Annotated in this window: 25 protein-coding genes, 1 tRNA gene and 1 pseudogene; 16 read left to right on the top strand and 11 right to left on the bottom strand. The window is 71.8% G+C overall.

Annotated elements, in window-relative coordinates; all coding sequences use genetic code 11:
* The first annotated feature begins 14 nt into the window (after positions 1-14).
* The 3 genes from ACO0E1_RS04895 (at position 15) to ACO0E1_RS04885 (ending at position 2,463) form a co-directional block, all read left to right on the top strand.
* Positions 15-881 carry an alpha/beta fold hydrolase gene (locus ACO0E1_RS04895; protein WP_422873161.1) on the top strand — a complete coding sequence of 289 codons (867 nt, stop codon included), beginning with the start codon at positions 15-17 and terminating at the stop codon, positions 879-881.
* 56 nt (positions 882-937) lie between these two features.
* Positions 938-1,987: a lipoate-protein ligase LplAB gene (gene lplAB, locus ACO0E1_RS04890; protein WP_422873160.1), complete on the top strand. Its 1,050-nt coding sequence runs from the start codon at positions 938-940 to the stop codon at positions 1,985-1,987.
* Between the two features lie 143 nt (positions 1,988-2,130).
* Complete coding sequence (locus ACO0E1_RS04885) at positions 2,131-2,463, top strand: hypothetical protein (protein ID WP_281266960.1); 333 nt, start codon at positions 2,131-2,133, stop codon at positions 2,461-2,463.
* Between the two features lie 22 nt (positions 2,464-2,485).
* On the opposite strand, the gene ACO0E1_RS04880 is transcribed toward ACO0E1_RS04885, so the two are convergent.
* On the bottom strand, positions 2,486-2,770 hold the full coding sequence (locus ACO0E1_RS04880) for a GNAT family N-acetyltransferase (protein WP_281266961.1): 285 nt from the start codon (positions 2,768-2,770) through the stop codon (positions 2,486-2,488).
* Between the two features lie 71 nt (positions 2,771-2,841).
* Here ACO0E1_RS04880 and ACO0E1_RS04875 point away from each other — a divergent pair, with 71 nt between their 5' ends.
* The 3 genes from ACO0E1_RS04875 to ACO0E1_RS04865 all read left to right on the top strand — a co-directional run bounded on the left by ACO0E1_RS04875 (position 2,842) and on the right by ACO0E1_RS04865 (position 6,391).
* On the top strand, positions 2,842-4,095 hold the full coding sequence (locus ACO0E1_RS04875; protein ID WP_422873159.1) for a hypothetical protein: 1,254 nt from the start codon (positions 2,842-2,844) through the stop codon (positions 4,093-4,095).
* A 73-nt stretch (positions 4,096-4,168) separates the two neighbouring features.
* Positions 4,169-5,488 (top strand): hypothetical protein, encoded by a 1,320-nt coding sequence (locus ACO0E1_RS04870; RefSeq protein ID WP_422873158.1) that lies wholly within the window; start codon positions 4,169-4,171, stop codon positions 5,486-5,488.
* Between the two features lie 24 nt (positions 5,489-5,512).
* Entirely contained in the window at positions 5,513-6,391 is an 879-nt protein-coding gene (locus tag ACO0E1_RS04865) for a DNA-methyltransferase (protein ID WP_422873157.1), read from the top strand.
* A gap of 70 nt (positions 6,392-6,461) precedes the next feature.
* Here ACO0E1_RS04865 and ACO0E1_RS04860 read toward each other — a convergent pair whose 3' ends face one another.
* Positions 6,462-8,921, bottom strand: a complete 2,460-nt coding sequence (locus ACO0E1_RS04860; protein WP_422873156.1) for an MDR family MFS transporter — start codon at positions 8,919-8,921, stop codon at positions 6,462-6,464.
* Positions 8,922-9,070: 149 nt separating this feature from the next.
* Between ACO0E1_RS04860 and ACO0E1_RS04855 the strand changes: the two genes are divergently transcribed.
* On the top strand, positions 9,071-9,820 hold the full coding sequence (locus ACO0E1_RS04855; protein WP_422873155.1) for an alpha/beta hydrolase: 750 nt from the start codon (positions 9,071-9,073) through the stop codon (positions 9,818-9,820).
* 75 nt (positions 9,821-9,895) lie between these two features.
* Here ACO0E1_RS04855 and pgm read toward each other — a convergent pair whose 3' ends face one another.
* From pgm to ACO0E1_RS04820, 7 genes are all read right to left on the bottom strand, one after another.
* A complete protein-coding gene (gene pgm / locus ACO0E1_RS04850; RefSeq protein WP_422873154.1) occupies positions 9,896-11,515 on the bottom strand; it encodes a phosphoglucomutase (alpha-D-glucose-1,6-bisphosphate-dependent) in 1,620 nt (539 codons plus the stop codon).
* Between the two features lie 203 nt (positions 11,516-11,718).
* On the bottom strand, positions 11,719-11,970 hold the full coding sequence (locus ACO0E1_RS04845; RefSeq protein WP_422873153.1) for a hypothetical protein: 252 nt from the start codon (positions 11,968-11,970) through the stop codon (positions 11,719-11,721).
* Positions 11,971-12,092: 122 nt separating this feature from the next.
* On the bottom strand, positions 12,093-12,761 hold the full coding sequence (locus ACO0E1_RS04840) for a class I SAM-dependent DNA methyltransferase (RefSeq protein ID WP_422873152.1): 669 nt from the start codon (positions 12,759-12,761) through the stop codon (positions 12,093-12,095).
* Complete coding sequence (locus ACO0E1_RS04835) at positions 12,758-13,414, bottom strand: TIGR04282 family arsenosugar biosynthesis glycosyltransferase (protein WP_422873151.1); 657 nt, start codon at positions 13,412-13,414, stop codon at positions 12,758-12,760. The genes ACO0E1_RS04840 and ACO0E1_RS04835 overlap by 4 nt, the downstream gene beginning before the upstream one ends.
* Positions 13,411-14,175, bottom strand: a complete 765-nt coding sequence (locus tag ACO0E1_RS04830) for a glycosyltransferase family 2 protein (RefSeq protein ID WP_422873150.1) — start codon at positions 14,173-14,175, stop codon at positions 13,411-13,413. The genes ACO0E1_RS04835 and ACO0E1_RS04830 overlap by 4 nt, the downstream gene beginning before the upstream one ends.
* 190 nt (positions 14,176-14,365) lie before the next feature.
* Positions 14,366-15,436 (bottom strand): NAD-dependent epimerase/dehydratase family protein, encoded by a 1,071-nt coding sequence (locus ACO0E1_RS04825; protein ID WP_422873149.1) that lies wholly within the window; start codon positions 15,434-15,436, stop codon positions 14,366-14,368.
* On the bottom strand, positions 15,433-16,266 hold the full coding sequence (locus tag ACO0E1_RS04820) for an MTAP family purine nucleoside phosphorylase (protein WP_422873148.1): 834 nt from the start codon (positions 16,264-16,266) through the stop codon (positions 15,433-15,435). Before ACO0E1_RS04820 ends, ACO0E1_RS04825 begins: the two co-directional genes overlap by 4 nt.
* A gap of 107 nt (positions 16,267-16,373) precedes the next feature.
* On the opposite strand from ACO0E1_RS04820, the gene ACO0E1_RS04815 reads away from it, so the two are divergent.
* The 7 genes and pseudogenes from ACO0E1_RS04815 to ACO0E1_RS04785 all read left to right on the top strand — a co-directional run bounded on the left by ACO0E1_RS04815 (position 16,374) and on the right by ACO0E1_RS04785 (position 21,386).
* The gene (locus ACO0E1_RS04815) at positions 16,374-17,591 is read left to right on the top strand and encodes a molybdopterin molybdotransferase MoeA (protein ID WP_422873147.1); all 1,218 of its coding nucleotides are present in this window, start codon (positions 16,374-16,376) and stop codon (positions 17,589-17,591) included.
* Positions 17,588-18,076 carry a cyclic pyranopterin monophosphate synthase MoaC gene (gene moaC / locus ACO0E1_RS04810; protein ID WP_413602781.1) on the top strand — a complete coding sequence of 163 codons (489 nt, stop codon included), beginning with the start codon at positions 17,588-17,590 and terminating at the stop codon, positions 18,074-18,076. Before ACO0E1_RS04815 ends, moaC begins: the two co-directional genes overlap by 4 nt.
* Complete coding sequence (locus tag ACO0E1_RS04805) at positions 18,073-18,585, top strand: MogA/MoaB family molybdenum cofactor biosynthesis protein (RefSeq protein WP_422873146.1); 513 nt, start codon at positions 18,073-18,075, stop codon at positions 18,583-18,585. The genes moaC and ACO0E1_RS04805 overlap by 4 nt, the downstream gene beginning before the upstream one ends.
* Positions 18,582-19,016: a molybdenum cofactor biosynthesis protein MoaE gene (locus ACO0E1_RS04800; RefSeq protein WP_422873145.1), complete on the top strand. Its 435-nt coding sequence runs from the start codon at positions 18,582-18,584 to the stop codon at positions 19,014-19,016. Before ACO0E1_RS04805 ends, ACO0E1_RS04800 begins: the two co-directional genes overlap by 4 nt.
* Positions 19,017-19,061: 45 nt before the next feature.
* On the top strand, positions 19,062-19,460 hold the full coding sequence (locus ACO0E1_RS04795; RefSeq protein ID WP_420366497.1) for a PLDc N-terminal domain-containing protein: 399 nt from the start codon (positions 19,062-19,064) through the stop codon (positions 19,458-19,460).
* A gap of 63 nt (positions 19,461-19,523) precedes the next feature.
* Positions 19,524-19,992, top strand: a pseudogene (locus ACO0E1_RS04790) (ATP-binding cassette domain-containing protein); the annotation flags it as partial.
* A 359-nt stretch (positions 19,993-20,351) separates the two neighbouring features.
* Positions 20,352-21,386, top strand: a complete 1,035-nt coding sequence (locus ACO0E1_RS04785) for an ATP-binding cassette domain-containing protein (RefSeq protein ID WP_422873454.1) — start codon at positions 20,352-20,354, stop codon at positions 21,384-21,386.
* A 91-nt stretch (positions 21,387-21,477) separates the two neighbouring features.
* Here ACO0E1_RS04785 and ACO0E1_RS04780 read toward each other — a convergent pair whose 3' ends face one another.
* A complete protein-coding gene (locus ACO0E1_RS04780; RefSeq protein WP_422873144.1) occupies positions 21,478-21,915 on the bottom strand; it encodes a VOC family protein in 438 nt (145 codons plus the stop codon).
* Between the two features lie 86 nt (positions 21,916-22,001).
* Between ACO0E1_RS04780 and ACO0E1_RS04775 the strand changes: the two genes are divergently transcribed.
* Complete coding sequence (locus ACO0E1_RS04775) at positions 22,002-22,592, top strand: GNAT family N-acetyltransferase (protein WP_422873143.1); 591 nt, start codon at positions 22,002-22,004, stop codon at positions 22,590-22,592.
* On the opposite strand, the gene ACO0E1_RS04770 is transcribed toward ACO0E1_RS04775, so the two are convergent.
* Complete coding sequence (locus ACO0E1_RS04770) at positions 22,589-23,083, bottom strand: MarR family winged helix-turn-helix transcriptional regulator (protein ID WP_422873142.1); 495 nt, start codon at positions 23,081-23,083, stop codon at positions 22,589-22,591. The two genes, ACO0E1_RS04775 and ACO0E1_RS04770, sit on opposite strands and share 4 nt — an antisense overlap.
* Positions 23,084-23,160: 77 nt before the next feature.
* Between ACO0E1_RS04770 and ACO0E1_RS04765 the strand changes: the two genes are divergently transcribed.
* A tRNA-Gln gene (locus ACO0E1_RS04765) sits at positions 23,161-23,232 on the top strand.
* The last annotated feature ends 391 nt before the right edge of the window (positions 23,233-23,623 follow it).

Genomic DNA, 23,623 nt, shown 5'->3' with positions numbered 1-23,623 from the left:
GCGAGGATGCTCACGTGCCCACGTTCTCTGCCGCCCGCGGCGACTCCTCGTTCGTCGACGCGCACGGTGTCGAGATCGTCTACTCGACCTGGCGCGCCGGGCGCCCGAAGGGGATCGTGCAGATCGCCCACGGCGTCGGCGAGCACTCGCTCCGGTACGAGCGGCTGGCGCAGGAGCTCGTCCGTGCCGGCTGGACGGTCGTCGCGAACGACCACCGCGGCCACGGTCGGACCGGGCTCGGGCAGTGGGACGGCGACCACGCGAAGCTCGGCAGGCTCGGCGTCGGCGGGCTCCGGGCCGCGATCGACGTCGTCGAACAGATGACCACCGTGGCGCGGCAGGAGACCCCCGGCGTCCCGCTCGTGCTGTTCGGGCAGTCGTGGGGGTCGCTGATGGCGCAGCGCATCCTGAACACCTCGAGCGAGTCCTACGACGGCGTCGTGCTGTCGGCCACCGCGTACCGCCTGCCCGGGTGGATGAACGGCGGCGACCTCAACAAGCGGCACGCCGCGCTCGGTCCGACCCGGTTCGAGTGGCTCAGCCGGGACCGGGCGGTGGTCGACGCGTTCGACGCCGACCCGCTCACCGTCGACGCCGACGTGATGGGGCTGTTCGGGCTGCCCGACACCCTCCGGTTGCTCGGGGTGCCGCGCCGGGGGATCCCGCACGACGTCCCCGTGCTGCTGCAGGTCGGGTCCGACGACTCCCTCGGTGGTCCGCGGTCCGTCGAGAAGCTGGCAGTGGCCTACCGGCGCCGTGGCGGGCTGACCGACGTGGTCGTGCAGGTCTACGAGGGCGCTCGGCACGAGATCTACAACGAGACGAACCGGGACGAGGTCGTGGCGGACCTGATCGCGTGGCTGGGGCGCGTCGCTCGCTGACGGGCCGCTCGCTGGCGGGCCGCTCGCTGGCGGGCCGCTGCGCGTAGGGTCGAACCGTGCACGGTGAGTACAAGGTCCCAGGCGGAAAGCTCGTCGTCGTCGACCTCGAGGTGGTCGACGACACCATCCAGGAGTTCCGGCTGGCGGGTGACTTCTTCCTCGAACCGGACGACGCGCTCCCGCTGATCGACGCCGCCGTGAACGGGCTGCCCGCCACCACGGACGCCGCCGGCATCGCCGCAGCCGTCCGCGCTGCCCTTCCTGCTGACGCCGTGCTGCTCGGCTTCACGCCGGAGTCCGTCGGCGTCGCCGTCCGCCGAGCGCTGTCCCGGGCGTCGACGTGGCGCGACTACGACTGGCAGATCATCCACGAGGGGCCGATCAGCCCGAACGAGCACCTCGCCCTCGACCAGGTCCTCACCGAGGAGGTGGGCGCCGGCCGACGCGGGCCGACCCTCCGCATCTGGGAGTGGGACCAGCCCGCCGTGGTCATCGGCTCGTTCCAGTCGCTGAAGAACGAGGTCGACCCCGAGGGCGCCGCGAAGTACGGCGTCGAGGTGGTCCGCCGGATCTCCGGCGGCGGCGCGATGTTCATGGACGCCGGCGCGATCATCTCGTACTCGCTGTACGTCCCGACCGACCTGGTGCAGGGCATGACGTTCGCCGACTCGTACGCGTACCTCGACGAGTGGGTGATCGAGGCGCTGAAGTCCCTCGGCATTGACGCGTACTACCAGCCGCTCAACGACATCACCTCGACCAAGGGGAAGATCGGCGGCGCCGCCCAGAAGCGTCTCGGCACGGGTGCCCTGCTGCACCACGCCACCATGAGCTACGACATGGACGGCGAGAAGATGGTCCAGGTGCTCCGCATCGGGCGCGAGAAGATGAGCGACAAGGGCACGACCTCGGCGGCCAAGCGCGTCGACCCGTTGCGGTCGCAGACGGGGTTGTCGCGGGCGGCGATCATCGAGTCGTTGATCGGGACGTTCACGACGCTCTACGGGGCGACGCCGGGAGCGGTCACGGACGCCGAACGACAGCGGGCGCAGGAGCTCGTCGAGACGAAGTTCGCGACCAAGGAGTGGCTCCAGCGCGTCCCGTGAGCGTGGTCGGCGGCCGGGAGAGGGGGGATCCCGGCCGCCGCACTTCGAGTGTGGACGTCATCCCCAAGAACGAGACGTGTGGATCATGAGAATCCTCCGCGCGGCTGATCCGCCGACCAGAGCCGCCACGTAGCCTCGCTTGCGTGAACTGGTTGATCCTGTTGGGGGCGGTGGCCGCTGCGGTCGTCGTGACGTGGATCGCCGATCGTCTGGGGTGGATCGACCTGTCGAACAAGTCGACCAGCAGCGGGGGATCCGGTGGTGTCGTCTCGATGATGGACGAGGTCTTCGCGCCGACGCGCCACGAGACCCAGGCCGAGTACGAACGACAGGCACGCCTGCCCCGGGAAGCCCCGACGCCCGCCGATGACGACCACGACCTGCTGAGCGGGACGGTGCTCATCAAGGTGCCGACGGTCAGGGGTACCGGCGGCCGACACGAAGCACGCGCCGGGACGCACGACCGGCAGTACTGACCGCCGACCTTGACGGACGACGTCAGCGGGTGGTGAGCTCCTGGTAGTCCGGGTGCCGCTCGATCCACGCTGCGACGTAGCTGCACTGCGGCACGACACGGCGCGAGGAGCCCGAGCGGACGTCGTCGAGCGCGTGCTGCACGAGGACCGAGGCGTGGCCCCCGCCGCGGTGTGCGGGGTCGACCTCGGTGTGCACGAAGCGGATCTCGTCGTCGGCGATCTCGTAGGCGGCGAACCCGATCACGGTGTCGTCCTCCACCAGGGAGTACTGCTGCTGATCGGTGTCGTTGCGAACATCCAGTGCCATGTCGACGACGCTACGCCGCGGCCCCGAAGAGGGGCCTGTGCGCCCGCTGTGTGCCTCGCTAGCGTCAGCAGGTGACCGAGTACCGCCCGCCGTTCCACTTCCGGACGCCTCCCGGATGGCCGACGCCGTCGGCCGAGTGGGTCGCGGAGCACCAGCTCGCCGAACCCGGGCCGGGATTCTCCCCGGGCCCCGGGATCCCGCCGGTGCCCTCCGGTTGGCGCTTCTGGCGTGCAGACCGTCGTGCGTTCCGGGCGGCGATGCCCGCGCGGCGGCGGCGGATCGAGGTGCTCGGCGCGGCGGGACTCGTCTCGCTCCTCCTCGGGATCGTCGCCGTCGTCGTCCTGACGGCCGTCGACGTGCCGGCGGTGCTCGCCGTCGCCCCGATCGCGGCCGGGGGAGCGCTGTACGTCGTGTCCTGCGTGCGGTGGTGGGACCTCGCGGCGGACACGGCGCGATCGATCGCCGCGACGGCCGACGTGTGGGGATCGGCGTCCGTCACGGCTCCGGCGGCACGTGCCGGCTTCGGGAGGTCGGCCCGCGTGGCCACCGGCATCACGGCAGCGATCGCCGCGGCCGCACTCGTGGTCGGCGCATCGGCCGGCGTCGCCCCGGTCGTGGCGGACGCCGGGCAGTCGCTGACCGGCGCCGTCGGGAGCGTTCGTGGCGACCTCCCCGAGGACGAGGAGCTCGCGGCCCCCTACACCTCGGACGACGGGCAGATCGACATCACCCAGGTCAGCGACGACGCGTGGGACGCCACCTGCGCGGCGACACCCGGTCATTCGAACTGTTGGAGCTGGGAGGTCGACGCGCTGACCGACTGCGACCTCTCCGTGACGATCGGTTTCGCGGACACCGCACTCGGGGACGACACCAGGACCGTGACCCGTGCCGTGCACGTCTCCGCGGGCCGACCCCTGTACATCGCTGAGCTCGGGGACGAGGACTTCAGCGGCATCGACACCGCCTCGTGCCTCGGGGACGTCCCGCACCGTGTGGACGTCGACCAGACGCCGGCCGACGACTTCGCCTACGAGGAGCAGCCCGACGGCTGCGACCTCACCGGGTGCATCGGCTGGACGCTCCGTCCGGGCGAGGACTGCGCCGACGCCTCGGTCCAGTTCCTGGTCACGGACGCGTGGCGCGACGTGCCGAACCCCCACGACCTGGTGATCCGTGCGGCGTTGCAGCACGGCGTCCCCGTGACCGTCTTCGCGGGCGGGGTGGAGTCCTTCGCCGGCGACGCGACGATCACGCAGATCACCTGCGCGTCGTCGGACACCCCCGATGCCGACGCCCAGCCGGGGGCAGCGGCACACACCTGACCAGTGGACGCCTCGCACCGCGAACCCGAAGAGGGGCCTGTGCGCCTGCCGTGACGACCGCTACCCTCGGCGCGTGACCGAGCAGCACCCCGTCGACGTCGAGCCTGTCCGATTCCGCACCCCACCGGGTTGGCCGACACCGTCGGCCGGATGGGTCGCAGGCCACCACCTGGCGGAGCCGGCACACGGCTGGGTCCCGGCCCCGAGCCTCCCGGCTGCCCCGCAGGGCTGGCGCTTCTGGGCGGCGGACCGGCGCGCGTTCTGGCGCGACCGACGGACCGTGGTCGGGCTCGCCCTCGTCCTGGTGGGCATCGCCGTCGTCGTCGCCGTGACCGTCCTCGGCGGGGACCTCCGTGGGCTCGCCGGGCTCGGTCTGGTGCCGGTCGTCGGCGGAGCCGCCCTCGCGATCACGGGCAGCGTCCGGCGCGCCGCCGCGGCCGACCGTGTCCTCGCCGAGGCCCGCGAGCGTCGTGCGGCGGACCCGATCGACCCCGAGGACGCTTGGGGCATCCCGGGAGCCGTCCCCTTCGTCGAGGCGCCCGGGGACGAGCGCCACTCGCCCGTGCGACGTCGGAACCGGATCGCGGTCGCCGTGACGGCATCGGCCACGGCGGTCGTGACCATCGCGGGTGCCGCTGTGGCCGTCACCCCGCTCGTGCAGGAGACGGTCGGCGGGGTCGGCCAGACGCTCGCCCTCGGGCTGCAGGACGACGTCCCGGCGCCACCAGCCGCATCGGCGTCGCCGGATCCGGACACCGACCCGGCCCCGGACACCGACCCGACACCGGCGCCTGCGCCCTCGACGGTGGCGGTCGACGCCGTCCTCGAGGAGGGGACGGCGCTACAGGCCGACTGCGCGGTCGCGATGGCGGGCCGGACGGACCCGGCGCACTGCTGGGCCTGGTCGCTCACCGCAGCGGATGCGTGCGAGGCGAAGGTGACGGTCGGGTTCGGCCCGGATGCGAACGCGCCGGCGACCCGGACCGAGGAGCGGTTCGTCGCGCTGTCACCGGGCGTGCCGCTGTCCCTCGTCCTCCGCGGTGGGGAGACCATCGCCGGGATCGACCACCCGACCTGCGTCAGCGCGGGGTCCGCGCCGTACCCGATCGGCACCTACGACGCCGGGGTGGACCTGCCCGATTCGGACTTCCCGGCCGCCTGTGACGACTGGGGGTGCGACGGGTTCATCTTCGACGCCGAGTCCGCGTGCGACGCCGCGACGATCGAGGTGCACGTGTTCGACGACGTCGCCGACCAGCACTCGCGGGACTACGTGGTCGTGCAGCCGGTCGCGGACGGGACGAGCACGACCCACAACGAGGTCTTCGTGCCGTACGACCACGGTCGGCAGCCGGCCGACGCCGAGGTGTCGTCGGTGACGTGCGACGGCTGAGCCCCTGTGCGCGACAATGATCGGGTGAACAGGGGAGACGAGGCACCGGACCGGGTCGTCCTCGGCGACAACCTCGACGCCCTCGCCACCCTGTCCGACGGCGCGTTCACGGTCGTCTACCTCGACCCGCCGTTCAACACCGGTCGCTACCAGCGCCGGCACGCCAGCTCCGCGGTGCCCTCGGCCGACGGCCCCGTGATGGGCTTCCACGGTCGGAACTACGAACGGGTCCGCGGCGACCTGATGCGCTTCGACGACCGGTTCGAGGACTACTGGTCCTTCCTCGAGCCCCGCTTGCTCGAGGCGTGGCGGGTCCTCGCGCAGGACGGCACCCTGTACCTGCACCTCGACTACCGCGAATCGCACTACGCGAAGGTCCTCCTCGACGCACTGTTCGGCCGCGACGCCTTCCTCAACGAGATCATCTGGGCGTACGACTACGGCGCGAAGTCCCGCTCCCGCTGGCCCACGAAGCACGACACGATCCTGGTGTACGTGAAGGATCCCGCCCGGTACCACTTCGACTCGACGGCGGTCGACCGCGAGCCCTACATGGCGCCGGGGCTCGTCACACCGGAGAAGCGGGAGCGCGGCAAGCTCCCGACGGACGTCTGGTGGCACACGATCGTGTCGCCCACCGGCCGCGAGAAGACCGGGTACCCGACGCAGAAGCCCGAGGGGATCCTCCGGCGGATCGTGCAGGCGTCGTCGCGGGAGGGGGACTGGGTCCTCGACTTCTTCGCCGGCAGTGGCACGACGGGCGCGGTCGCCGGCGCGCTCGGTCGCCGCTACGTGCTCGTCGACGACAGCCCGACGGCGTTCGAGGTGATGCGGAAGCGCCTGCCGGGCGCGACCTTCGAGGTGCTGCCCCCGGCGACGATCGCGGCCGACCCCGCCGTGTGAGGTTCCGGGCGTGCGGGTGCGGGCGGCGCGCCGGGTCGGCACGCGGGCGGGGCGCCGCCCGACGGCGCGGCTACTCGGCCGAGTGGCGGCCGTGCGCGTGGTCGCCGTCGGCCGGACGGGAGGCTCGGCTCGCCTCGAGCGCGTCCGTCCCGTCCGTCGGGGCGTCGGCCTCCACCGGTGCAGCGTGCGCGGCACGGCGGGTACGGATGGCGCCCGTGGCCGTGGCGGGCTCGTCCACCGGCGCAGCGGCCGAGTGCGCACCGTGCGTCGGCGCATCCGGCAGCGGGGCGCGGGTGTCGTCAGTCGAGACGTCGTCCGGCAGCACCGACACGTCGGACCTCCCGGTGGACCGGGCCGAGCGCGGCTGCGCGGGGACGTCGGGCGACGTGGGCACGATCCCCATCGGCCCGGTGTCCGGTGACACGAGCGAGCCGGTGTTCGTCGCCGCGCCCTGTGCGTCGACGGTCAGGCGGTCGGGGTCGTTGCCCGCTGCTGCGGCACGGGCGGTGTCTGCCTGCTCCTGCAGCGCCGACGTCTTCCGGAGCGGCGGCACCCGGAAGAACCACGTGAGGACGAACGCGATGAGGATCACGCCGAGACCGACGTAGTACACCGTGACGGCCGAGCTGCTGAACCCGACGAGGAACGGCCGGGTGAGTCGCTTGTCGGCACCGTTGAGGAACGAGGTGTCGCTCGTCGCCGAGCTCGACGAGGAATCCGCCTTCGAGTTGCCGTTCTCGAGCTGCTTGATGAGCGTCGGGGCGACCTCGTCGACGACGTTCTTCCGCTGCGACGCGTTCGAGTAGTCCACCTGCAGCGTCCCGTCGACGACGTCGGCCTGGGCCTTCGACGCGGCCGTCTCGAGCGCCTGCTGTTCGGCATCGGGCTTCGCGGCCGCGACCTGCTCGTCGATGACCGACTGTGCCTGTGCGGCGGGGATCGCACCGGCGGCGACCTGCTGCTGGACGCCCGCGGTGACCTGCTTCGTGACAGCGGCGTCGGCGGCTTCCTTCGCCTGTACGGCGCCCTTGTTCAGGCCGTCCTGCACGTTCTGCTTCACGGGGTCGGTGATCGGCGTCCAGATCTGGTCCATCACGCCCTTGTTGTCCTTCGTGTTCGCGACGGACGGGGTGAGGGCGGCGTTCAGGGCGCTCGTCAGGTCGGACTGGTTCTGCATCGCCGTCGTGATGTTCGTCGGCATCAGCGTGAACAGCACGGAGAGGAGTACCGCTGTGCCCATCGTGCCGCCGATCTGGCGGAAGAAGGTCGCGGCGCTGGTGGCGACACCGATGTCCCGCGGGGACACCGAGTTCTGCGCGGCCAGGGTCAGCGTCTGCATGAGCTGCCCGAGCCCGAGGCCGATGCCGAACATGCCGAGCATCAGGAACCACAGCGGGCGGTCCGCGGTGAGGAACGTCAGGACGGTGAACCCGATCGCGGTGAACGCCGTCCCGGTGATCGGGAAGACCTGGTAGTTGCCGGTCCTGGAGATGATCTGGCCCGAGGCGATCGACGCGATCATCAGGCCGAGGACCATCGGCAGCATCGCGAAGCCGGACTCCGTCGGGGTGACGCCCTTCACGATCTGCAGGTACAGCGGGATCGTCAGCATCGCGCCGAACATGCCGAAGCCGACGAGTACGGACAGGACTGCGGACATCGAGAACACCCGCGAGCCGAACAGCTTCAGCGGCAGGATCGCGTCGTCCTTCATGGCGCGCTCGACCAGGATGAACGCGATGAGCCCGACGGCGCCGGTCACGTAGCAGGCGATCGAACCGGCCGAGCTCCAGCCCCAGGTACGGCCCTGCTCGGCGACGAGCAGCAGCGGCACGAGCGTCACGATGACGAGCGCGGCACCCCACCAGTCGATGCGCGGCTTGGCCTTCCGCTCGCCGACCTTCGGCAGGTGCAGGAACGTCAGCACCATGATCAGCGCGATGATGCCGATCGGCACGTTGATCAGGAACACCCAACGCCAGCCGGAGATGAACACGATCTCGCTCGCGCCGGCGAAGAGGCCACCGACGAGCGGCCCGATGACGCTCGAGATGCCGAACACCGCCAGGAAGTAGCCCTGGTACTTCGCGCGCTCGCGGGGGGCGAGCATGTCGCCCATGATCGCGAGCGGCAGCGACATCAGACCACCGGCGCCGAGGCCCTGCAGCGCGCGGAACCCGGCGAGCATGAGCATCGAGGTCGAGAACGACGCGGCGAAGGACCCGACGATGAAGATGCCGATCGCGGTGAGGAACAGCGGACGCCGGCCGAAGATGTCGGAGAGCTTGCCGTAGATCGGTGTCGTGATCGTCGAGGCGATCAGGTACCCCGTCGTGACCCAGGCCTGCTGGTCGAGCCCGTGCAGGTCGTCGCCGATGGTGCGGATGGCGGTGCCGACAATCGTCTGGTCGAGGGCGCCGAGGAACATACCGGCCATCAGGCCGTAGATCACCAGCAGGATCTGCCGGTGGTTCATCACGACGTTGGATGCCGTGGTGGGTCCCGCTGGAGCGGTCGCCGTCTGGGTCATGTGCAGGGTCTCCCGGGTACCGAAGCGCTGGTGACAAGAATTTTGCGCTGTCTGCAAAGTTACAACTACCGCAAGCCGTACGGTCACGCAGGTGCGGCTTCCTGTGTGGATCGGCAGCGTTCCGCGGGACGAACAGTAAGGTCGCCCCCATGAGCACGCCTGACGGCATCACGGTACGCCCGACCTCCGTCGGCGGTTCTCGTCCGGCCGTGATCGTCCTCCCGGGTGGCGGCTACGAGGAACACGGACGGGCGAGTTCGGAGCCGATGGCCGACTGGTACGCCGGCATCGGCCTGCACGCCTTCCTGTTCCGCTACCCGCTCCGCACGCCGGAGACGGTCGGCCCGTTGCACCCGGCGCCGATCGACGCGACCCGCGCGGTGTTCACGTGGCTCCGGTCGGGACGGGCCGGCGCGGACACCGGGCTCGACATCGACACGGACCGCATCGGCGTCGTCGGGTCGAGCGCCGGCGGGCACCTGGCGGCCTCGCTCGCGAACGGCATCGACGACCCGGATGCCGACCGGCCGGCGTTCTGCGTCCTGAACTACCCGGTGATCTCGATGGAGCACCCGACGAGGACGCGTCCGATGGTCGGCCTCCTCGGCGAGGACCCGTCGTGGCGGACGCGCCGTGAGCTCTCGATGGAGACGCGGGTCGACGAGCGCACGCCGCCGACGTTCGTCTGGACGACGGCGGACGACCGGATCGTCCGTGCGTCGAACGCCCTGGCCTACGCGGACGCGTTGGTCCGCCACGAGGTGGACGTCGAGGTGCACGTGTTCCCGCACGGGCGGCACGGGCTCGGCACCGCCGTCCGCGAACCGCACACCTCCCAGTGGACCCACCTCTGCGAGAACTGGCTGCGCTACCAGCGCGTGCTGCCGTCTGAACACTGAGACGCCGCCAAACGGCCGAGACGCCGCCGAACTCGGCGGCGTCTCGAGCGTGGGACGGTGTCTCGAGCGCTCGGGCTACGCGCCCAGAGCGGCGTCGACGATCTCCTTCGCCTCGCGCTGCACCTGCTCCAGGTGCTCCTGCGAGACGAAGCTCTCGGCGTAGATCTTGTAGACGTCCTCGGTACCGGACGGACGCGCGGCGAACCACGCCTTGTCCGTGACGACCTTGACGCCGCCCACCGCTGCGTCGTTCCCTGGCGCCTTCGAGAGCTTCGCGGTGATCGGGTCGCCCGCCAGGGTCTCGGCGGTGATGGCGTCGCCGTCGAGCTTCGACAGGCGTGCCTTCTGCTCCTTGCTGGCCGCCGCGTCGACGCGCTGGTAGACCGGTGCGCCGAACCGGTCGGTCAGCTCCGTGTAGAGCTGCGAAGGGGTCTTGCCCGTGACGGCGACGATCTCCGACGCCAGGAGCGCCAGGATGATGCCGTCCTTGTCGGTCGTCCAGGCGGTGCCGTCCGTGCGGAGGAACGACGCGCCGGCCGACTCCTCGCCACCGAAGGCCACCGAGCCGTCGATCAGGCCGGGGACGAACCACTTGAACCCGACCGGGACCTCCCACAGGCGGCGGCCGAGGGACTCCGCGACGCGGTCGATGATGCTCGAGGAGACCAGGGTCTTGCCGATCGCCGCGTCCTCGCGCCAGGCCGGACGGTGCGCGTAGAGGTACTCGATCGCGACGGCGAGGTAGTGGTTCGGGTTCATCAGGCCGCCGTCCGGCGTGACGATGCCGTGCCGGTCGGAGTCCGCGTCGTTGCCGGTCAGCACGTCGAACTCGTCCTTGTGTGCGAGGACCGATGCCATCGCGGAGGGGCTCGACGGGTCCATCCGGATCTTGCCGTCCCAGTCGAGCGTCATGAACGACCAGGTCGGGTCGACGTCCGGGTTCACGACGGTGAGGTCGAGGCCGTAGTGGTCGCGGATCGCGTTCCAGTACGGCAGGGACGCCCCACCGAGCGGGTCGGCGCCGATCTTCACGCCGGCACGCTTGATCGCCGGGATGTCGATGATGTTCTCGAGGTCGGCGACGTAGGTGTGCAGGAAGTCGTAGCGGTCGGGCGTGGCGTGCTCGGTGCGCTTGACCTCGGCGTTGCCGCCCTCGATGATCGCGTTCGCCCGGTTCGCGATCCACGACGTGGCGTCGCTGTCCGCGGGGCCGCCGTGCGGGGGGTTGTACTTGAAGCCGCCGTCGCGGGGCGGGTTGTGGCTCGGCGTGATGACGATGCCGTCAGCGGTGTCCGGGTTGCCCGCGCGATTGTAGCGGATGATCGCGTGGCTGAGCGCCGGCGTCGGCACGTAGCCGTTCTCGCTGTCCGCGAGGACGTGCACGTCGTTCGCGGCGAGGACCTCGAGCGCGGTGCGCTCGGCCGGGCCGGAGAGCGCGTGGGTGTCGCGGCCGATGAACAGCGGGCCGTCGGTGCCCTGCGACTGCCGGTACTCGACGATCGCCTGCGTGATGGCGGCGATGTGGGTGTCGTTGAACGCGGTGTCGAGTGAGGAGCCGCGGTGCCCCGAGGTGCCGAACACCACCTTCTGCTCGGCGATCGAGACGTCCGGGACGCGCTCGTAGTACGCGGCGATGAGGGCGTCGAGGTCGACGAGGTCGTCTGCGGTCGCTGGGGTACCGGCGCGGTCGTTCATGCCCCCATCCTGGCATCGCCGCGAGCGGCGCGCTCAGGTGTGGCGCGCGGTGCGCGCTGGACGGGCGGACGGGGGGGGCGGGGGGGGGCCGCCCCCCCCCCCCCCCCCCCCACCCCCGGGGGGGGCGGCCCCCCCGGCCCCGGGGGAAGGGGGGGGACCCCGGGGGGGGGCGACCGCCCGCGGGCAGTGTGCGCCGTGCGCGGTCATGCCGTCCGGAACGAGCCCGTCGCGGTGCGGAACGAGCCGGTGACGGTGCGGTTCGAGGACGTCGACGTGCCGGGGCGTGCGGACTGCGTGTCCACGAAGCGCCCGAGTCGGCTGCCGGTCGGCACGCCCGTGTAGGTGCCCACCGTCTGGTGGGTGCGGGCGGTCGTGCCCGTGTAGGTGCCGAGCTCGTCGCGCTCGCCGAGTCCGGACACGAAGGTGCCGCCGAACGGGAAGGTGCTGTTCGTCATGGTGGTCTCCTCGATGTGTGGTTGGCAGCATCGGGAACGCCGCTTCCGACGAACCTGACGCCGTCGGCTTACGAGGATGACACTACGCCCTTTTCTTGCAGAATGCAAAAGAAGAGTCGGCCTCAGGCGACGAGCTCGCAGAAGCTCCGACCGGCGACCGTCCAGCTCTGTCGGGCGACGAGCCCGGCGTCGGCGGCGTGTCGGTGCAGGGCGTCGAGGCCGACCTCGGCCCAGGGGAACTCGGCGCTCTCGTGCCCGTCGGTGTCCACCACGCGGGCCCGGTAGGTGCGGTCGACGGTCGGGTCCGTGTGCGTCTCGACGACGACGCGACCACCGGTGCGGACGATGTCGCGACAACGCGCGAGGAGGGCGGCGGGGTCGCCCCCGATGCCGATGTTGCCGTCGAGGACGAGCGCGGTGTCCCAGCGTCCCTCGTCGGGGACGGGATCGAACACGGAGCCCTGGATCGCCCGGCCGCCGGAGCGCTTCGCGATCGCGACGGCTTCGGCGGAGACGTCGACCCCGAGTGCGGGGATGCCGAGCGTGCGCGCCGCGACGAGCATGCGCCCGGGGCCGCAGCCGATGTCGATCACGGGGCCGTCGACGTCGTCCAGCAGGGAGCGGTCGACCCGGTCGGCGGCAGCACTCCACCGTCCGACGTCCATCGTGATGCCGACGCCGGGCCGGTCGGGGTCGGTGAGACGGAGGCGACCGTCGCTCCGGAGCGCCCGTGCGTAGGGTTCGTCGCCGCCGGTGCCGAAGGTGACGGCGGTCTGGGTGATGTCGCTCATCGGGTGCCTCCGGCGGTGAGTGCGCCGTCCTCGGCGCGCAGGGCAGCGGCGAACCCGGAGTCCGGCGCGAGTCCGGCCACGACACCGGCATCGTCGATCGTGTCCACGTCGAGCAGCTCGGTGAGCATGCCGACGTCGAGCCCGGCGGCCGTGAGGCGTGCCAGCTGCACGGCACCCGTGTCGTCCTGGGACATCGGGACCCCGCGCAGCAGGTCGCCCGTCGGTTCGCGGAGGTACAGGGACCAGAAGCCGCCGTCCTCGGCCGGGCCGAACCAGGCGTCGCGGTCGGGGGCGTCGAGCACGGGTGCGACGTCGGTGGCGGAGACCTGCGGGGTGTCCATGCCGACCAGCAGCGTGGGGCCGGTCATCGTGTCGAACAGGAAGCCGAGACGCTCGTCGAGTCCGCCGCCCGGCTGGTGCAGGACGTCGAAGCCGGCAGCCGCGTCCGGGACGACCGAGCCGTCGAAGAACAGCACGCGGCGCTCGACGGGCAGCCCGGCGACGGTGCGGAGCGTGTCGTCGAGGCTCGCGCTCGCGACCCGGGCGGCAGCCTCGGGGGAGAGGGCCGGCGTCAACCGGGTCTTCACCCGGCCGGGCAGGCACTCCTTGGCGATCACGACGACCGTGATCGGGGAGGTTGCGATGACGCTCATGAGCGCACCTCCTCGACGTTGGAGGCGGAGGCGGAGGTGCTGCGGGCGGTGGAGCCAGCCGTGCGGCGGAGCGAAGCCGGCGCGACGGTGCGGGTCCGGGCCTCCTGGCGGTACGCGCGCAGCAGGCGCGTCATGTCGCGCACCGCGTTGATCGTGCCGCGGAGCGTTCCGGTGACCTTGCTGTCGCCGACGCGCTGGGCGTAGCCGATGTCCGACTCGTCGACACGCCAGCCGGCGGCGTGGGCGGCGAGGACCATCTCGAGCGGGTAGCCGCTCCGGCGGTCCTGCAGGTCGAGCGCGACCAGGTCTTCGCGGCGCATCACGCGCATCGGGCCGAGGTCGCGGAGGCGGTACCCGGTCGCCCGGTGCATGAGGACGGCGAGGACGCGGTTCGCGAAGCGTGCGTGCGGGGCCCAGGCGCCGGGGGTGGTCGGGACGCGGCGGCCGAGCGCCAGGTCGGTGCGGCCCTCCGCGACGCGGCGGACCAGCGGCGGGAGCTCTGCCGGGTCCATCGAGGCGTCGGCGTCGCAGAAGGCGACGTACTCGGCGGTGGCGGCCTCGACGCCGGCGGCGCAGGCGCTGCCGAAGCCGCGGCGGGACTCGGTGACCACGAGGGCCCCGAGCGCGCGTGCGATGTCCGCGGAGCCGTCGGTCGAGCCGTTGTCCACCACGATGGCGCGGTAGCCGTCCGGCAGTCGACCGATGACCGTCGGCAGGGCATCGGCCTCGTCGAGACAGGGGAGGATGACGTCGACCTTCATGCCCACCATTCGGTGCGGTCGGCCGTTGCGACTGGAGGACGTTGCCATGCGCACCACTCAACCGGCGAGTCGCTGGGGATGTGCAGGTCCTTCGTACCCCGTGTCCGGTGCGCGCACAGGAACGGCGGACGGGAGGCTCGTGGCGGGGCCGCCACGAGCCTCCCGTCCGGTGTGTGGCCGGGGCGGCGCCTCAGCGCACGGCTGCGCGGAGCGGTGCGTCCGCGAACCCGCGCATCCCGCGCTCGAAGTCGACCTCGGCGCGCCAGCCGAGCTCGTCCGCGATCCGCGCGGACGACGCCGTGACGTGCCGGACGTCACCGAGCCGGTACTCGCCGGTGACGACGGGCGTGAGCCCGGCCGTCCCCGCGATCGCCGCGGCCATGTCGCCGATCGTGTGCACGGTGCCCGACCCGACGTTGTACGCGCGGAACGAGTCCGGGTCCATGGCGTCGGTCGCCCCGATCGACGCCAGGTTCGCGCCGGCGACGTCGTCCACGTGCACGAAGTCCCGTCGCTGTGCGCCGTCCTCGAAGACGCGCGGCGCCTCGCCGCGGGCGATCGCACTCCGGAACAGCGAGGCGACACCGGCGTAGGGGGTGTTCGCGGGCATGCCCGGTCCGTAGACGTTGTGGTAGCGGAGCGCGACCGCGCGGCCGCCGGTGGCGCGGGCCCACGACGACGCGAGGTGTTCCTGCGCGACCTTCGTCTGCGCGTACACGTTGCGGGGGTCGAGTGCCGCCGACTCGTCGATGAGCCCGGGGACGAGCGGCTCGCCGTCCGGTCCGATCGGGTCGAAGCGGCCGGCGTCGAGGTCCTCGCGGCGGCGGGCAGGCGGACGCATCGGCGTGCCGTCGGAGGTCGTGTACGCGCCCTCGCCGTAGACGACCATCGAGCTCGCGACGACGAGCCGGCCGATGCCGGACCGGTCCATGCCGGCGAGCACGTGGGCGGTGCCGGCGTCGTTGCTCGAGACGTAGTCCGGGGCGTCCTGGAAGTCGACCCCGAGGCCGACCTTCGCCGCCTGGTGGCACACGACGTCGACGCCGTCGAGTGCGGCGTCGAGGGCGACCCGCTCGCGGACGTCGCCGTGCACGAACGCGATGCCGCGGCGCTCGTGGTCGGCGATGACGTCGGCGGGGTCCCCGTGCACGTCGGCGCGGAGGGAGTCGAGCACCCGCACCTCGTAGCCGTCGGCCAGGGCACGGCGGACGATCGCGGAACCGATGAAGCCCGCGCCGCCGGTGACGAGCAGGCGGGTCATGCCGTCATCGCGATGATCGTGGCGCTCGCCGCTGCCGGGACGAGTGCCCGCGGCGTGAAGTCGTCGGGGATCGAACCGACGATGCTCCCGATCGCGCCGACGATGACCTCGTTCGCGCGGGCGAGGCGCTCCATCACGAGGGCGTGGGTGACGGGGGTCTCCGCGCTCGCTGCTGCGTCGGCTTCGCTGGGCGCCAGGCCCGCGTCGGCGTCGGTCACGAACGACAGGTTCACCGTGCCGATCCCGATCTCGGCGGCCAGGGGGACCTCCGGCGTCATCGTCATGTTGATCGTGTGGCCGCCGGCCTCGCGCATCCACACCGACTCGGCGCGGGTCGAGAACCGCGGCCCCTGGATGACGACACACGTGCCGGTCGGGCGGAACGGCACGTCGCGGTCGGCGAGGGCTTCGATCGCGACGCCACGGAGCACGGGGTCGAACGGATCGGCGAACGACAGGTGCTGCACCTGGTCCTCGAAGAACGTGTCGGCGCGGCCCCAGGTCCGGTCGATGAGCTGGTCGGTGACCACGAACGTCCCGGGGGCGTAGTCGGGGTGCAAGCCGCCGACGGCGCTCGACGACACGATCGCGCGGACGCCGAGGGACCGGAGCGCCCAGACGTTCGCGCGGTGGTTGATCAGGTGCGGTGCCACGGAGTGCTCGCGGCCGTGCCGGGTGAGGAACGCGACGCGCTTGCCCGCCATCGTCCCCACGGTGACGGGGGAGGAGGTCGGCCCGAAGGGCGTCTCCACGTCGATCTCATCGGCGGTTCCCGGTGCGAACAGCTCGTACAGGCCGGAGCCGCCGATCACACCGATGGTCGCGGTCACGTCGTTCTCCACAGGTCCTCCGAATCGTCCATGGCGCGCGGTGCGCGCTCGTTACGCTACTGACACGCGCCCGTCCGGGCCCGCATCGAAGTCATTCGGAGGCCCCTGTGCGAACGATCGGTCAGCACCGCGACGAGGTGGAAGCGTTGGTCGCGCCGGTCCTGTCGCCCGGGCTGGAGGCACGGCTCGTCGACGACCTCGCCGTCGACACCGGTGCGGGGCACGGGTACCGCGTGCTCGGTCGGGCCGTCGTCTCGCCTGGTCCGCTGCCGGCGTTCGACAACAGCCAGATGGACGGGTTCGCGGTGCGGTCCGGAGACGCGGGGACGACGCTCCGCGTCGCGTCACCCATCGCCGCCGGGGTCGTCCCGGAGCCGCTGCTCGCCGGGGAAGCCGCCCCGATCATGACCGGGGCGCGGATCCCGGACGGTGCCGATGCGGTGTTCCCGGTCGAAGCCACGCCGCCGGGGTCCTTCCCCGCGGCACTCGCGCTCACCGAGGTCGCGGTCCCGGCCGACCTCACCGCCGGTACCTTCGTCCGGACCGTCGGCTCCGACCTCGCCGCGGGTGCGGTCGTCGTCGATGCCGGAGCCCCGCTCACGCCGGCGGTGCTCGGGGCGCTCGCCGCCGCCGGGGTCGACCAGGTCGAACTCGTCAGACGTCCCCGGGTGCTCGTCGTGTCCACGGGATCGGAACTCGGTGGCGACGGCGGGGCCGCGATCAACGACGCGAACGGCATCGCACTGCGGGCCGCCCTCGCCGAGGTCGGGGTCGAATCCCGCGTGGTGCGTGTCCCCGACGACGACGCCCGGTTCTTCGCCGCGCTCGACGACGCCGTGGGGGACTGGGCCGACCTCGTCCTGACGACGGGCGGGATCAGCGCCGGTGCGTACGAGGTCGTCCGGCAGGCGCTCGAGCCCCGTGGCCTCGCCGTGACCCCGGTCGCGATGCAGCCCGGTGGTCCGCAGGCCTTCGGCACCGTCACGATCGCCGGGCGACCGGTCCCGGTGGTCTCGTTCCCGGGCAACCCGGTGTCGGCGCTCGTCTCGTTCGAGGTCTTCCTGCGGCCCGTCCTCGCCCGTGCCGCACGGATGCCGGACGCGCGTCCGACACAGGTGCTCCCCGCGGCGTCGTCCGCCGTTTCCCCGGACGGCAAGCACCAGGTCCGTCGCGGCACCGTGGTCGACGGTACCGCGCACTTCGTCGGCGGCCCGAGTTCGCACCTCCTCGCCCACTACGCCGACGCAACGCACCTGGTGCACGTGCCCGTCGGCACCTCGGCCGTCGAACCCGGCGACCCCCTCACCGTCTGGAGCATCCGATGACCGACCCGTCCGACTCGTCCGACCTCTCCCACGTCCGGGCGGACGGCAGCGCGCACATGGTCGACGTCTCCGCGAAGGACGTCACCGACCGCTCCGCCACCGCGACCGCGACGCTCGTCACCCGACCCGATGTCGTGACCAGGATCCTGGACGGGTCGCTGCCCAAGGGCGAGGTCATCGGCACCGCCCGGATCGCGGCGATCATGGCCGTGAAGAAGACCTCCGACCTGATCCCGCTCTGCCATCCGCTGCCCATCGCCGGCGTCCAGGTCGACATCACCGGGGCGGACGACCGTGTCGTGGTCGAGGTCTCGGTGCGCACCACCTCGCGGACCGGTGTCGAGATGGAGGCCCTGACCGGGGCGAGCGTCGGCGCACTGACCGTGTACGACATGGTGAAGGCCGTCGACCGGGCGGCAACCATCACGGACGTCCGGGTGCTCGAGAAGCACGGCGGACGATCAGGGGACTGGAGCGCACGATGACCTCGCAACCGACGAAGGGCCGCGCGGTCGTGGTCGTCGTCTCGACCCAGGCCGCCGCCGATCCCGCCCTCGACCGCACCGGGCCCGTCATCGCCGGCTGGCTCCGCGAGCGCGAGTTCACCGTGCCGGAGCCGGTCATCGTCGCGGACGGCGGCCCCGTCGCCGAGACCGTGACGAGTGAGCTCCTCGCCGATGCGCGCGTCGTCATCACCACCGGCGGCACCGGGGTCACGCCGACCGACCGCACCCCGGAGGCAGTTGCGCCCCTGCTCGACCTCGAGCTCCCCGGCGTCATCGAGGAGATCCGCCGCAGAGGACTGGCGGGGGCAGGGCCGACGGCGCTCCTCAGCCGCGGGGTCGCCGGCATCGCCACCGGGGGAGCGTTCGTCGTCACGCTGCCCGGGTCGCGTGGCGGGGTCGCTGACGGGCTCGTCGTGCTCGACGGGTTGCTCGAGCACGTCCTGGCCCAGGTGCACGGCGAGGGACACACACCGCGGAGCGCCTCGTGACCGGCGGCACGGATCGTGTCGTCCTCGCGGACGTCGTCGACCGGCCGATCTCCGTCGACGAGGTGTCTGCCGTCGTCGCCACCGATCAGGACGGCGCCGTGGTGACCTTCGCCGGCGTCGTGCGCGACCACGACGACGGCAAGGGCGTCACCGCGCTGCACTACGAACGACACCCGAGCGCCTGTGACGTCATCGCCGAGGTCGCGGCCACGATCGCCGACGAGCACCCCGAGGTCCGGATCGCCGTCCTGCACCGGGTCGGGTCCCTCGGCATCGGGGACGTCGCGCTCGCCGCGGCCGTGTCCTCCGCGCACCGCGGGCATGCGTTCGCCGCGTGCGGGGCGCTCATCGACCTCGTCAAGGATCGGGTGCCGATCTGGAAGCACCAGCGATTCACGGACGGCTCCGACGAGTGGGTGGCGTCCCTCTGACGCGGGCGTAGCGCTGGCTCCAAGGCGTTCCATAGAATCCGGGTCATGAGCGTGCTGTTGCCCGGGCTGACGATCGTCCTGCTGGTGTTCGCCCTGATCGACATCCTGACGAAGACCGACGACCAGATCCGCGGGCTGCCGAAGATCGCGTGGGTGATCCTCGTCGTGCTGGTCCCCGTCGTCGGCAGCATCGTGTGGTTCGCCATCGGGCACGACTGGGCCCCGGGCGCCCGGAACCACGGCCGGTACATCGAGCCCACCCGCCACGAGGACCAGTACGCCTCCCTCGGGCACGCCCGGGCAGCGCACGGCGACCGGCGGGTGACCACCACCGAGCAGGAACTGGCGGACCTCGATCGCGAGATCGAGTACTGGGAGGCGAAGGCGCGCCTGAAGCGTGCCAAGGAGGCCGCCGGCGAGGGCGAGCCGACCCCGGGGAGCTGACCCGAGCCTCCCGTCCGGTGCCCGTCGCACCGCCCACCCACCCGCGCCACCTACCCTTGACGCGTGGCACATCTCCTCGGCGCCGAGAACCTGCATCTCGAGTTCCCCACCCGCACCGTCTTCGACAGCGTCACCATCGGCATCGACGAGGGTGACCGCATCGGCGTGGTCGGCCGGAACGGCGACGGCAAGTCGACGCTCCTCAGCCTGCTCGCGAAGCGCCTCGAACCCGACACCGGCCGCGTGACGCACCGCGGCGGCGTGACCGTCGGCGTGCTCGACCAGCGCGACGCCCTGCCGGAGGGCCAGACCGTCGGCGCCGTCGTCGTCGGCGACCGCGAGGAGCACGAGTGGGCCGGCGACCCGAAGATCCGCGACGTCATCGGCGGACTCGTCTCCGACATCCCGTGGGACGTCCCCGTCGACGACCTCTCCGGAGGACAGCGCCGTCGTGTCGCCCTCGCGCGCCTGCTCGTCGGCGACTGGGACGTGCTGTTCCTCGACGAGCCCACGAACCACCTCGACGTCGAGGGCATCCAGTGGCTCGCCGAGCACATCAACCGTCGCTGGTCGCCGAGCCAGGGCGGGCTCGTCGTCGTGACGCACGACCGGTGGTTCCTCGACGCGGTGTCGACCGACACGTGGGAGGTCCACGACGGCATCGTCGAGCCCTTCGAGGGCGGCTACGCGGCCTACATCCTGCAGCGTGTCGAGCGTGACCGGCAGGCAGCGGCGAGCGAGCAGCGCCGCCAGAACCTCGCGCGCAAGGAGCTCGCGTGGCTCCGCCGCGGTGCTCCGGCCCGCACGAGCAAGCCGAAGTTCCGCATCGACGCGGCGAACGCCCTCATCGACGACGTCCCCCCGATCCGCGACACCGTCGCCCTGTCGCAGATGGCGACCGCGCGCCTCGGCAAGGACGTCGTCGACCTGATCGACGCCGGCGTGACCTTCCCCGACGCGCCGGAGCCCACGATCCGGAGCATCGAGTGGCGCATCGCACCGGGGGAGCGGACCGGCATCCTCGGGCCGAACGGCGCCGGGAAGTCGACGCTCCTCGGCCTGGTCTCGGGGCGTATCCAGCCCACCAGCGGCCGCGTGAAGACGGGCAAGACCGTGCAGGTCGCGGTCCTCGACCAGCAGCTCGCCGACCTGCAGCAGTACGCGGACGACCGTGTCCGCGAGGTCGTCGCCCGCAAGAAGACCAGCTACGTCGCCGACGGCAAGGAGATGACGCCGTCACAGCTCCTGGAGCGCCTGGGCTTCACGTCCGAGCAGCTCTCCACACCCGTCCGCGACCTGAGCGGTGGGCAGAAGCGTCGTCTGCAGCTCATGCTCATCCTGCTCGACGAGCCGAACGTGCTCATCCTCGACGAGCCGACCAACGACCTCGACACCGACATGCTCGCCGCGATGGAGGACCTCCTCGACACCTGGCCGGGCACGCTGTTGGTCGTGAGCCACGACCGGTACCTCCTCGAGCGGGTCACCGACCAGCAGTACGCCGTGCTCGGCGGCCACCTCCGGCACCTGCCGGGCGGCGTCGACGAGTACATGCGGCTCCGGGCGTCCGGCACCGGTGGGTCCACGGCGTCAGCGGCTGCCGCCGCGACGGCCGGGAGGCCCGACACGGCCGGCGCGGGCTCGTCGCCTGCTCCTGGGGCCGGGTCCAGTGCGTCGGGTGCGTCGGGTGCGTCCGGCTTGTCCGGCGCTGATCGTCGCGCCGCGGAGAAGGAGATGTCGGCGCTCGATCGCCGTATCGCCCGCGTGGGTGCCGACCGCCAGACCGTGCTCGACCTGTTCGCGGCGCACGACCAGTCCGACTACGCCGGGCTGGGGGAGCTGCAGACGAAGCTCGCAACGCTCGAGGCCGAGATCGAGCAGCTCGAGGAGCGCTGGCTCGAGGTCGCCGAGCAGCTCGGGGTGTAACGGTGCGGTGCGGGCCTGTTCGACCAACCGAAAGCAGTCCGAACCGTGCAACGACATGGTTCGACGTGCTTTCGGTTCGTCGAACGGCGGCTCACTGGGGCGTGGCGTCGGACGGCGCACCCATGCCCGGGTTCGCGACGACCTCCCACAGGTGACCGTCCGGGTCCTGGAAGAAGCCGGAGTACATGCCCCACGGGCGTGTGTACGGCGGCTCGAGCATCGTCGCGCCGGCTGCCCGCGCCCGCTCGAGGAAGGCGTCGGCCTCGGCTCGTGACTCCACGAAGTGCCCGATCGTGGCGCTCGGGTCGGTCCCGAGTTCCACGCTCGAGTCCTTCCGCATGTCGTCCCGGCCGTAGACGGACACGATCAACCCGTCGTCGAGCGTGAACATCGCCGTCGCACCACCCGCGGCGGTGTCGGTCGGGGCGTACTCGGTGCCGATGATGCTGCTGCCCTCGGAGCCGAAGAGCGCGGTGTAGAACGCAGCCGATCGCTCGAGGTCGGCGACGGCGAGGGTGATGGCGTGCATGCGCCGGAGACTAGTCGCGGTGCCGACCGGTCGTGACGCCGGCGCTCGCCGGTCCGGGCGCTCGTCCGCTCTGGCAGAGTCGAGGCATGACGTGGAACGGGGCCGATGCGCAACGGTACGGAGCGACGCTGCTCGAGGGGGACCGGGTCCGGCTCCGCGCACTCGAGGACGGCGACCTGCCCGACCTGGTGCGCTGGTGGCAGGACCCGGAGTGGGCCGTGCTGCAGCAGGTCATCGTGCGACCCCGGCCGACCGAACCGATCGCCGAGCAGTTCCGCGGCTGGAGCGGCAACGGCGGCGGCGGATCCGTCGGGTTCAGCGTCGTCGACCGCTCGTCCGGGAGCCTCGTCGGCCACGTGACGCTCTTCGGCGCGACCCTCCCCGTCCGTGCCGCCACCCTCGCCGTGATGATCGGGAGCGAGCACGTCGACCAGGGCTACGGGACGGAGGTGGTCCGACTCGTCACCGCCTACGGGTTCCGCGAGATGGGCCTCAACCGCATCGAGATCCGCGTCCACGCGTTCAACGATCGTGCGCGAGCCGTGTACGCGCGGTCCGGGTACCAACAGGAGGGCGTGCGACGAGACGCCACCTTCCACGACGGTCGCTTCCATGACGAGATCGTCATGTCCGCGCTCGCCCGCGAGTGGCTCGAGCCTCCGGTGCGTCTGGTCTAGTCGCCGAGCCCCAGGATGAGCCGCCGGAGGAGACCAGCCAACTGGTGCTGCTCGTCGTCGGACACCCCGGCGAGGATGTCCCGCTCCGCGCCGAGCAGGTCCGCGATCGCCGAGTCCACCGCGCTCCGACCGGCATCGGTCAGCGACACCAGGATGCCGCGGCCGTCCTTCGGGTCGGTCCGTCGCGCCACGAGCCCGCGTGCCGTCAGTCGGTCCACCCGGTTCGTCATCGTGCCGCTCGACACCAGGGTCTGCTGGAGGAGCGTCTTCGGGCTCAGTTCGTAGGGCGCACCCGCACGCCGCAGTGCCGACAGCACGTCGAACTCCCACGGCTCCATGCCGCTCGCGTCGAACGCCGCCCGACGTGCACGGTCGAGGTGCCTGGCGAGCCGGTCCACCCGTGACAGCACTTGCAGTGGCGCGAAGTCGAGGTCGTCGCGCTGCCGCCCCCACGCCGCGACGATCCGGTCGACCTCGTCCTCATGCGGCATCCCCCCATCTTGGCCGAACGCCGCGCGCACGGCCACCGTTCCGGTCATGGGAGGATGGACGGGCCCTCCGTGGGCGTTCCGCCTTGGTGTAATGGCAGCACGACGGCCTTTGGTGCCGTTAGGTCCGGGTTCGAATCCTGGAGGCGGAGCTCGCTCCCACGGCTGGCCGGCCTGTTGACGGAGTCGGTTCGGTGTACTCGCTGGGTTCTGCAAGTGCGTCGAACGCACTTGCGTCGTACGGCACGCCTGTCATCGAGTACCACGGTTCACGCGGAGAGCACCGGACCGTGGCCGGGCGCCACAGAACTCTGCAGGACGAGTGCTGCTGCTCCGATCGCTGCCGAATCGCGCGGGTTCGCGGCGATCTCGATCGTGATCCCGTGTGCCTGGCGGGCGAACGAGGATCGCTCTGCACGGGTCCGGATGGCCTTGTTCGAATCCTGGAGGCGGAGCTCGGGGCGATCTGTACGCGATGCTGACCGAATGAGCGTTATCGGCGCCAAGCGGAGCGATTGCGGTCTCCGGCGATGGTCGCGGCCG

This window comes from Curtobacterium guangdongense, from assembly GCF_049341845.1.
Taxonomy (GTDB): domain Bacteria; phylum Actinomycetota; class Actinomycetes; order Actinomycetales; family Microbacteriaceae; genus Curtobacterium; species Curtobacterium guangdongense.
Note: the sequence above shows the minus strand (reverse complement) of the source record. Positions and strands in the feature narration are given on the sequence as shown.

Coding starts and splice junctions, on each gene's coding strand:
- ACO0E1_RS04880 (WP_281266961.1), bottom strand. CDS start 2,770: ATGGCACTGGATGTTCGCAACGACACCGATCAGCAGCAGTACTCCCTG.
- ACO0E1_RS04860 (WP_422873156.1), bottom strand. CDS start 8,921: ATGACCCAGACGGCGACCGCTCCAGCGGGACCCACCACGGCATCCAAC.
- ACO0E1_RS04855 (WP_422873155.1), top strand. CDS start 9,071: ATGAGCACGCCTGACGGCATCACGGTACGCCCGACCTCCGTCGGCGGT.
- pgm (WP_422873154.1), bottom strand. CDS start 11,515: ATGAACGACCGCGCCGGTACCCCAGCGACCGCAGACGACCTCGTCGAC.
- ACO0E1_RS04845 (WP_422873153.1), bottom strand. CDS start 11,970: ATGACGAACAGCACCTTCCCGTTCGGCGGCACCTTCGTGTCCGGACTC.
- ACO0E1_RS04840 (WP_422873152.1), bottom strand. CDS start 12,761: ATGAGCGACATCACCCAGACCGCCGTCACCTTCGGCACCGGCGGCGAC.
- ACO0E1_RS04835 (WP_422873151.1), bottom strand. CDS start 13,414: ATGAGCGTCATCGCAACCTCCCCGATCACGGTCGTCGTGATCGCCAAG.
- ACO0E1_RS04830 (WP_422873150.1), bottom strand. CDS start 14,175: ATGAAGGTCGACGTCATCCTCCCCTGTCTCGACGAGGCCGATGCCCTG.
- ACO0E1_RS04825 (WP_422873149.1), bottom strand. CDS start 15,436: ATGACCCGCCTGCTCGTCACCGGCGGCGCGGGCTTCATCGGTTCCGCG.
- moaC (WP_413602781.1), top strand. CDS start 17,588: ATGACCGACCCGTCCGACTCGTCCGACCTCTCCCACGTCCGGGCGGAC.
- ACO0E1_RS04805 (WP_422873146.1), top strand. CDS start 18,073: ATGACCTCGCAACCGACGAAGGGCCGCGCGGTCGTGGTCGTCGTCTCG.
- ACO0E1_RS04795 (WP_420366497.1), top strand. CDS start 19,062: ATGAGCGTGCTGTTGCCCGGGCTGACGATCGTCCTGCTGGTGTTCGCC.
- ACO0E1_RS04785 (WP_422873454.1), top strand. CDS start 20,352: ATGGCGACCGCGCGCCTCGGCAAGGACGTCGTCGACCTGATCGACGCC.
- ACO0E1_RS04780 (WP_422873144.1), bottom strand. CDS start 21,915: ATGCACGCCATCACCCTCGCCGTCGCCGACCTCGAGCGATCGGCTGCG.
- ACO0E1_RS04775 (WP_422873143.1), top strand. CDS start 22,002: ATGACGTGGAACGGGGCCGATGCGCAACGGTACGGAGCGACGCTGCTC.
- ACO0E1_RS04770 (WP_422873142.1), bottom strand. CDS start 23,083: ATGCCGCATGAGGACGAGGTCGACCGGATCGTCGCGGCGTGGGGGCGG.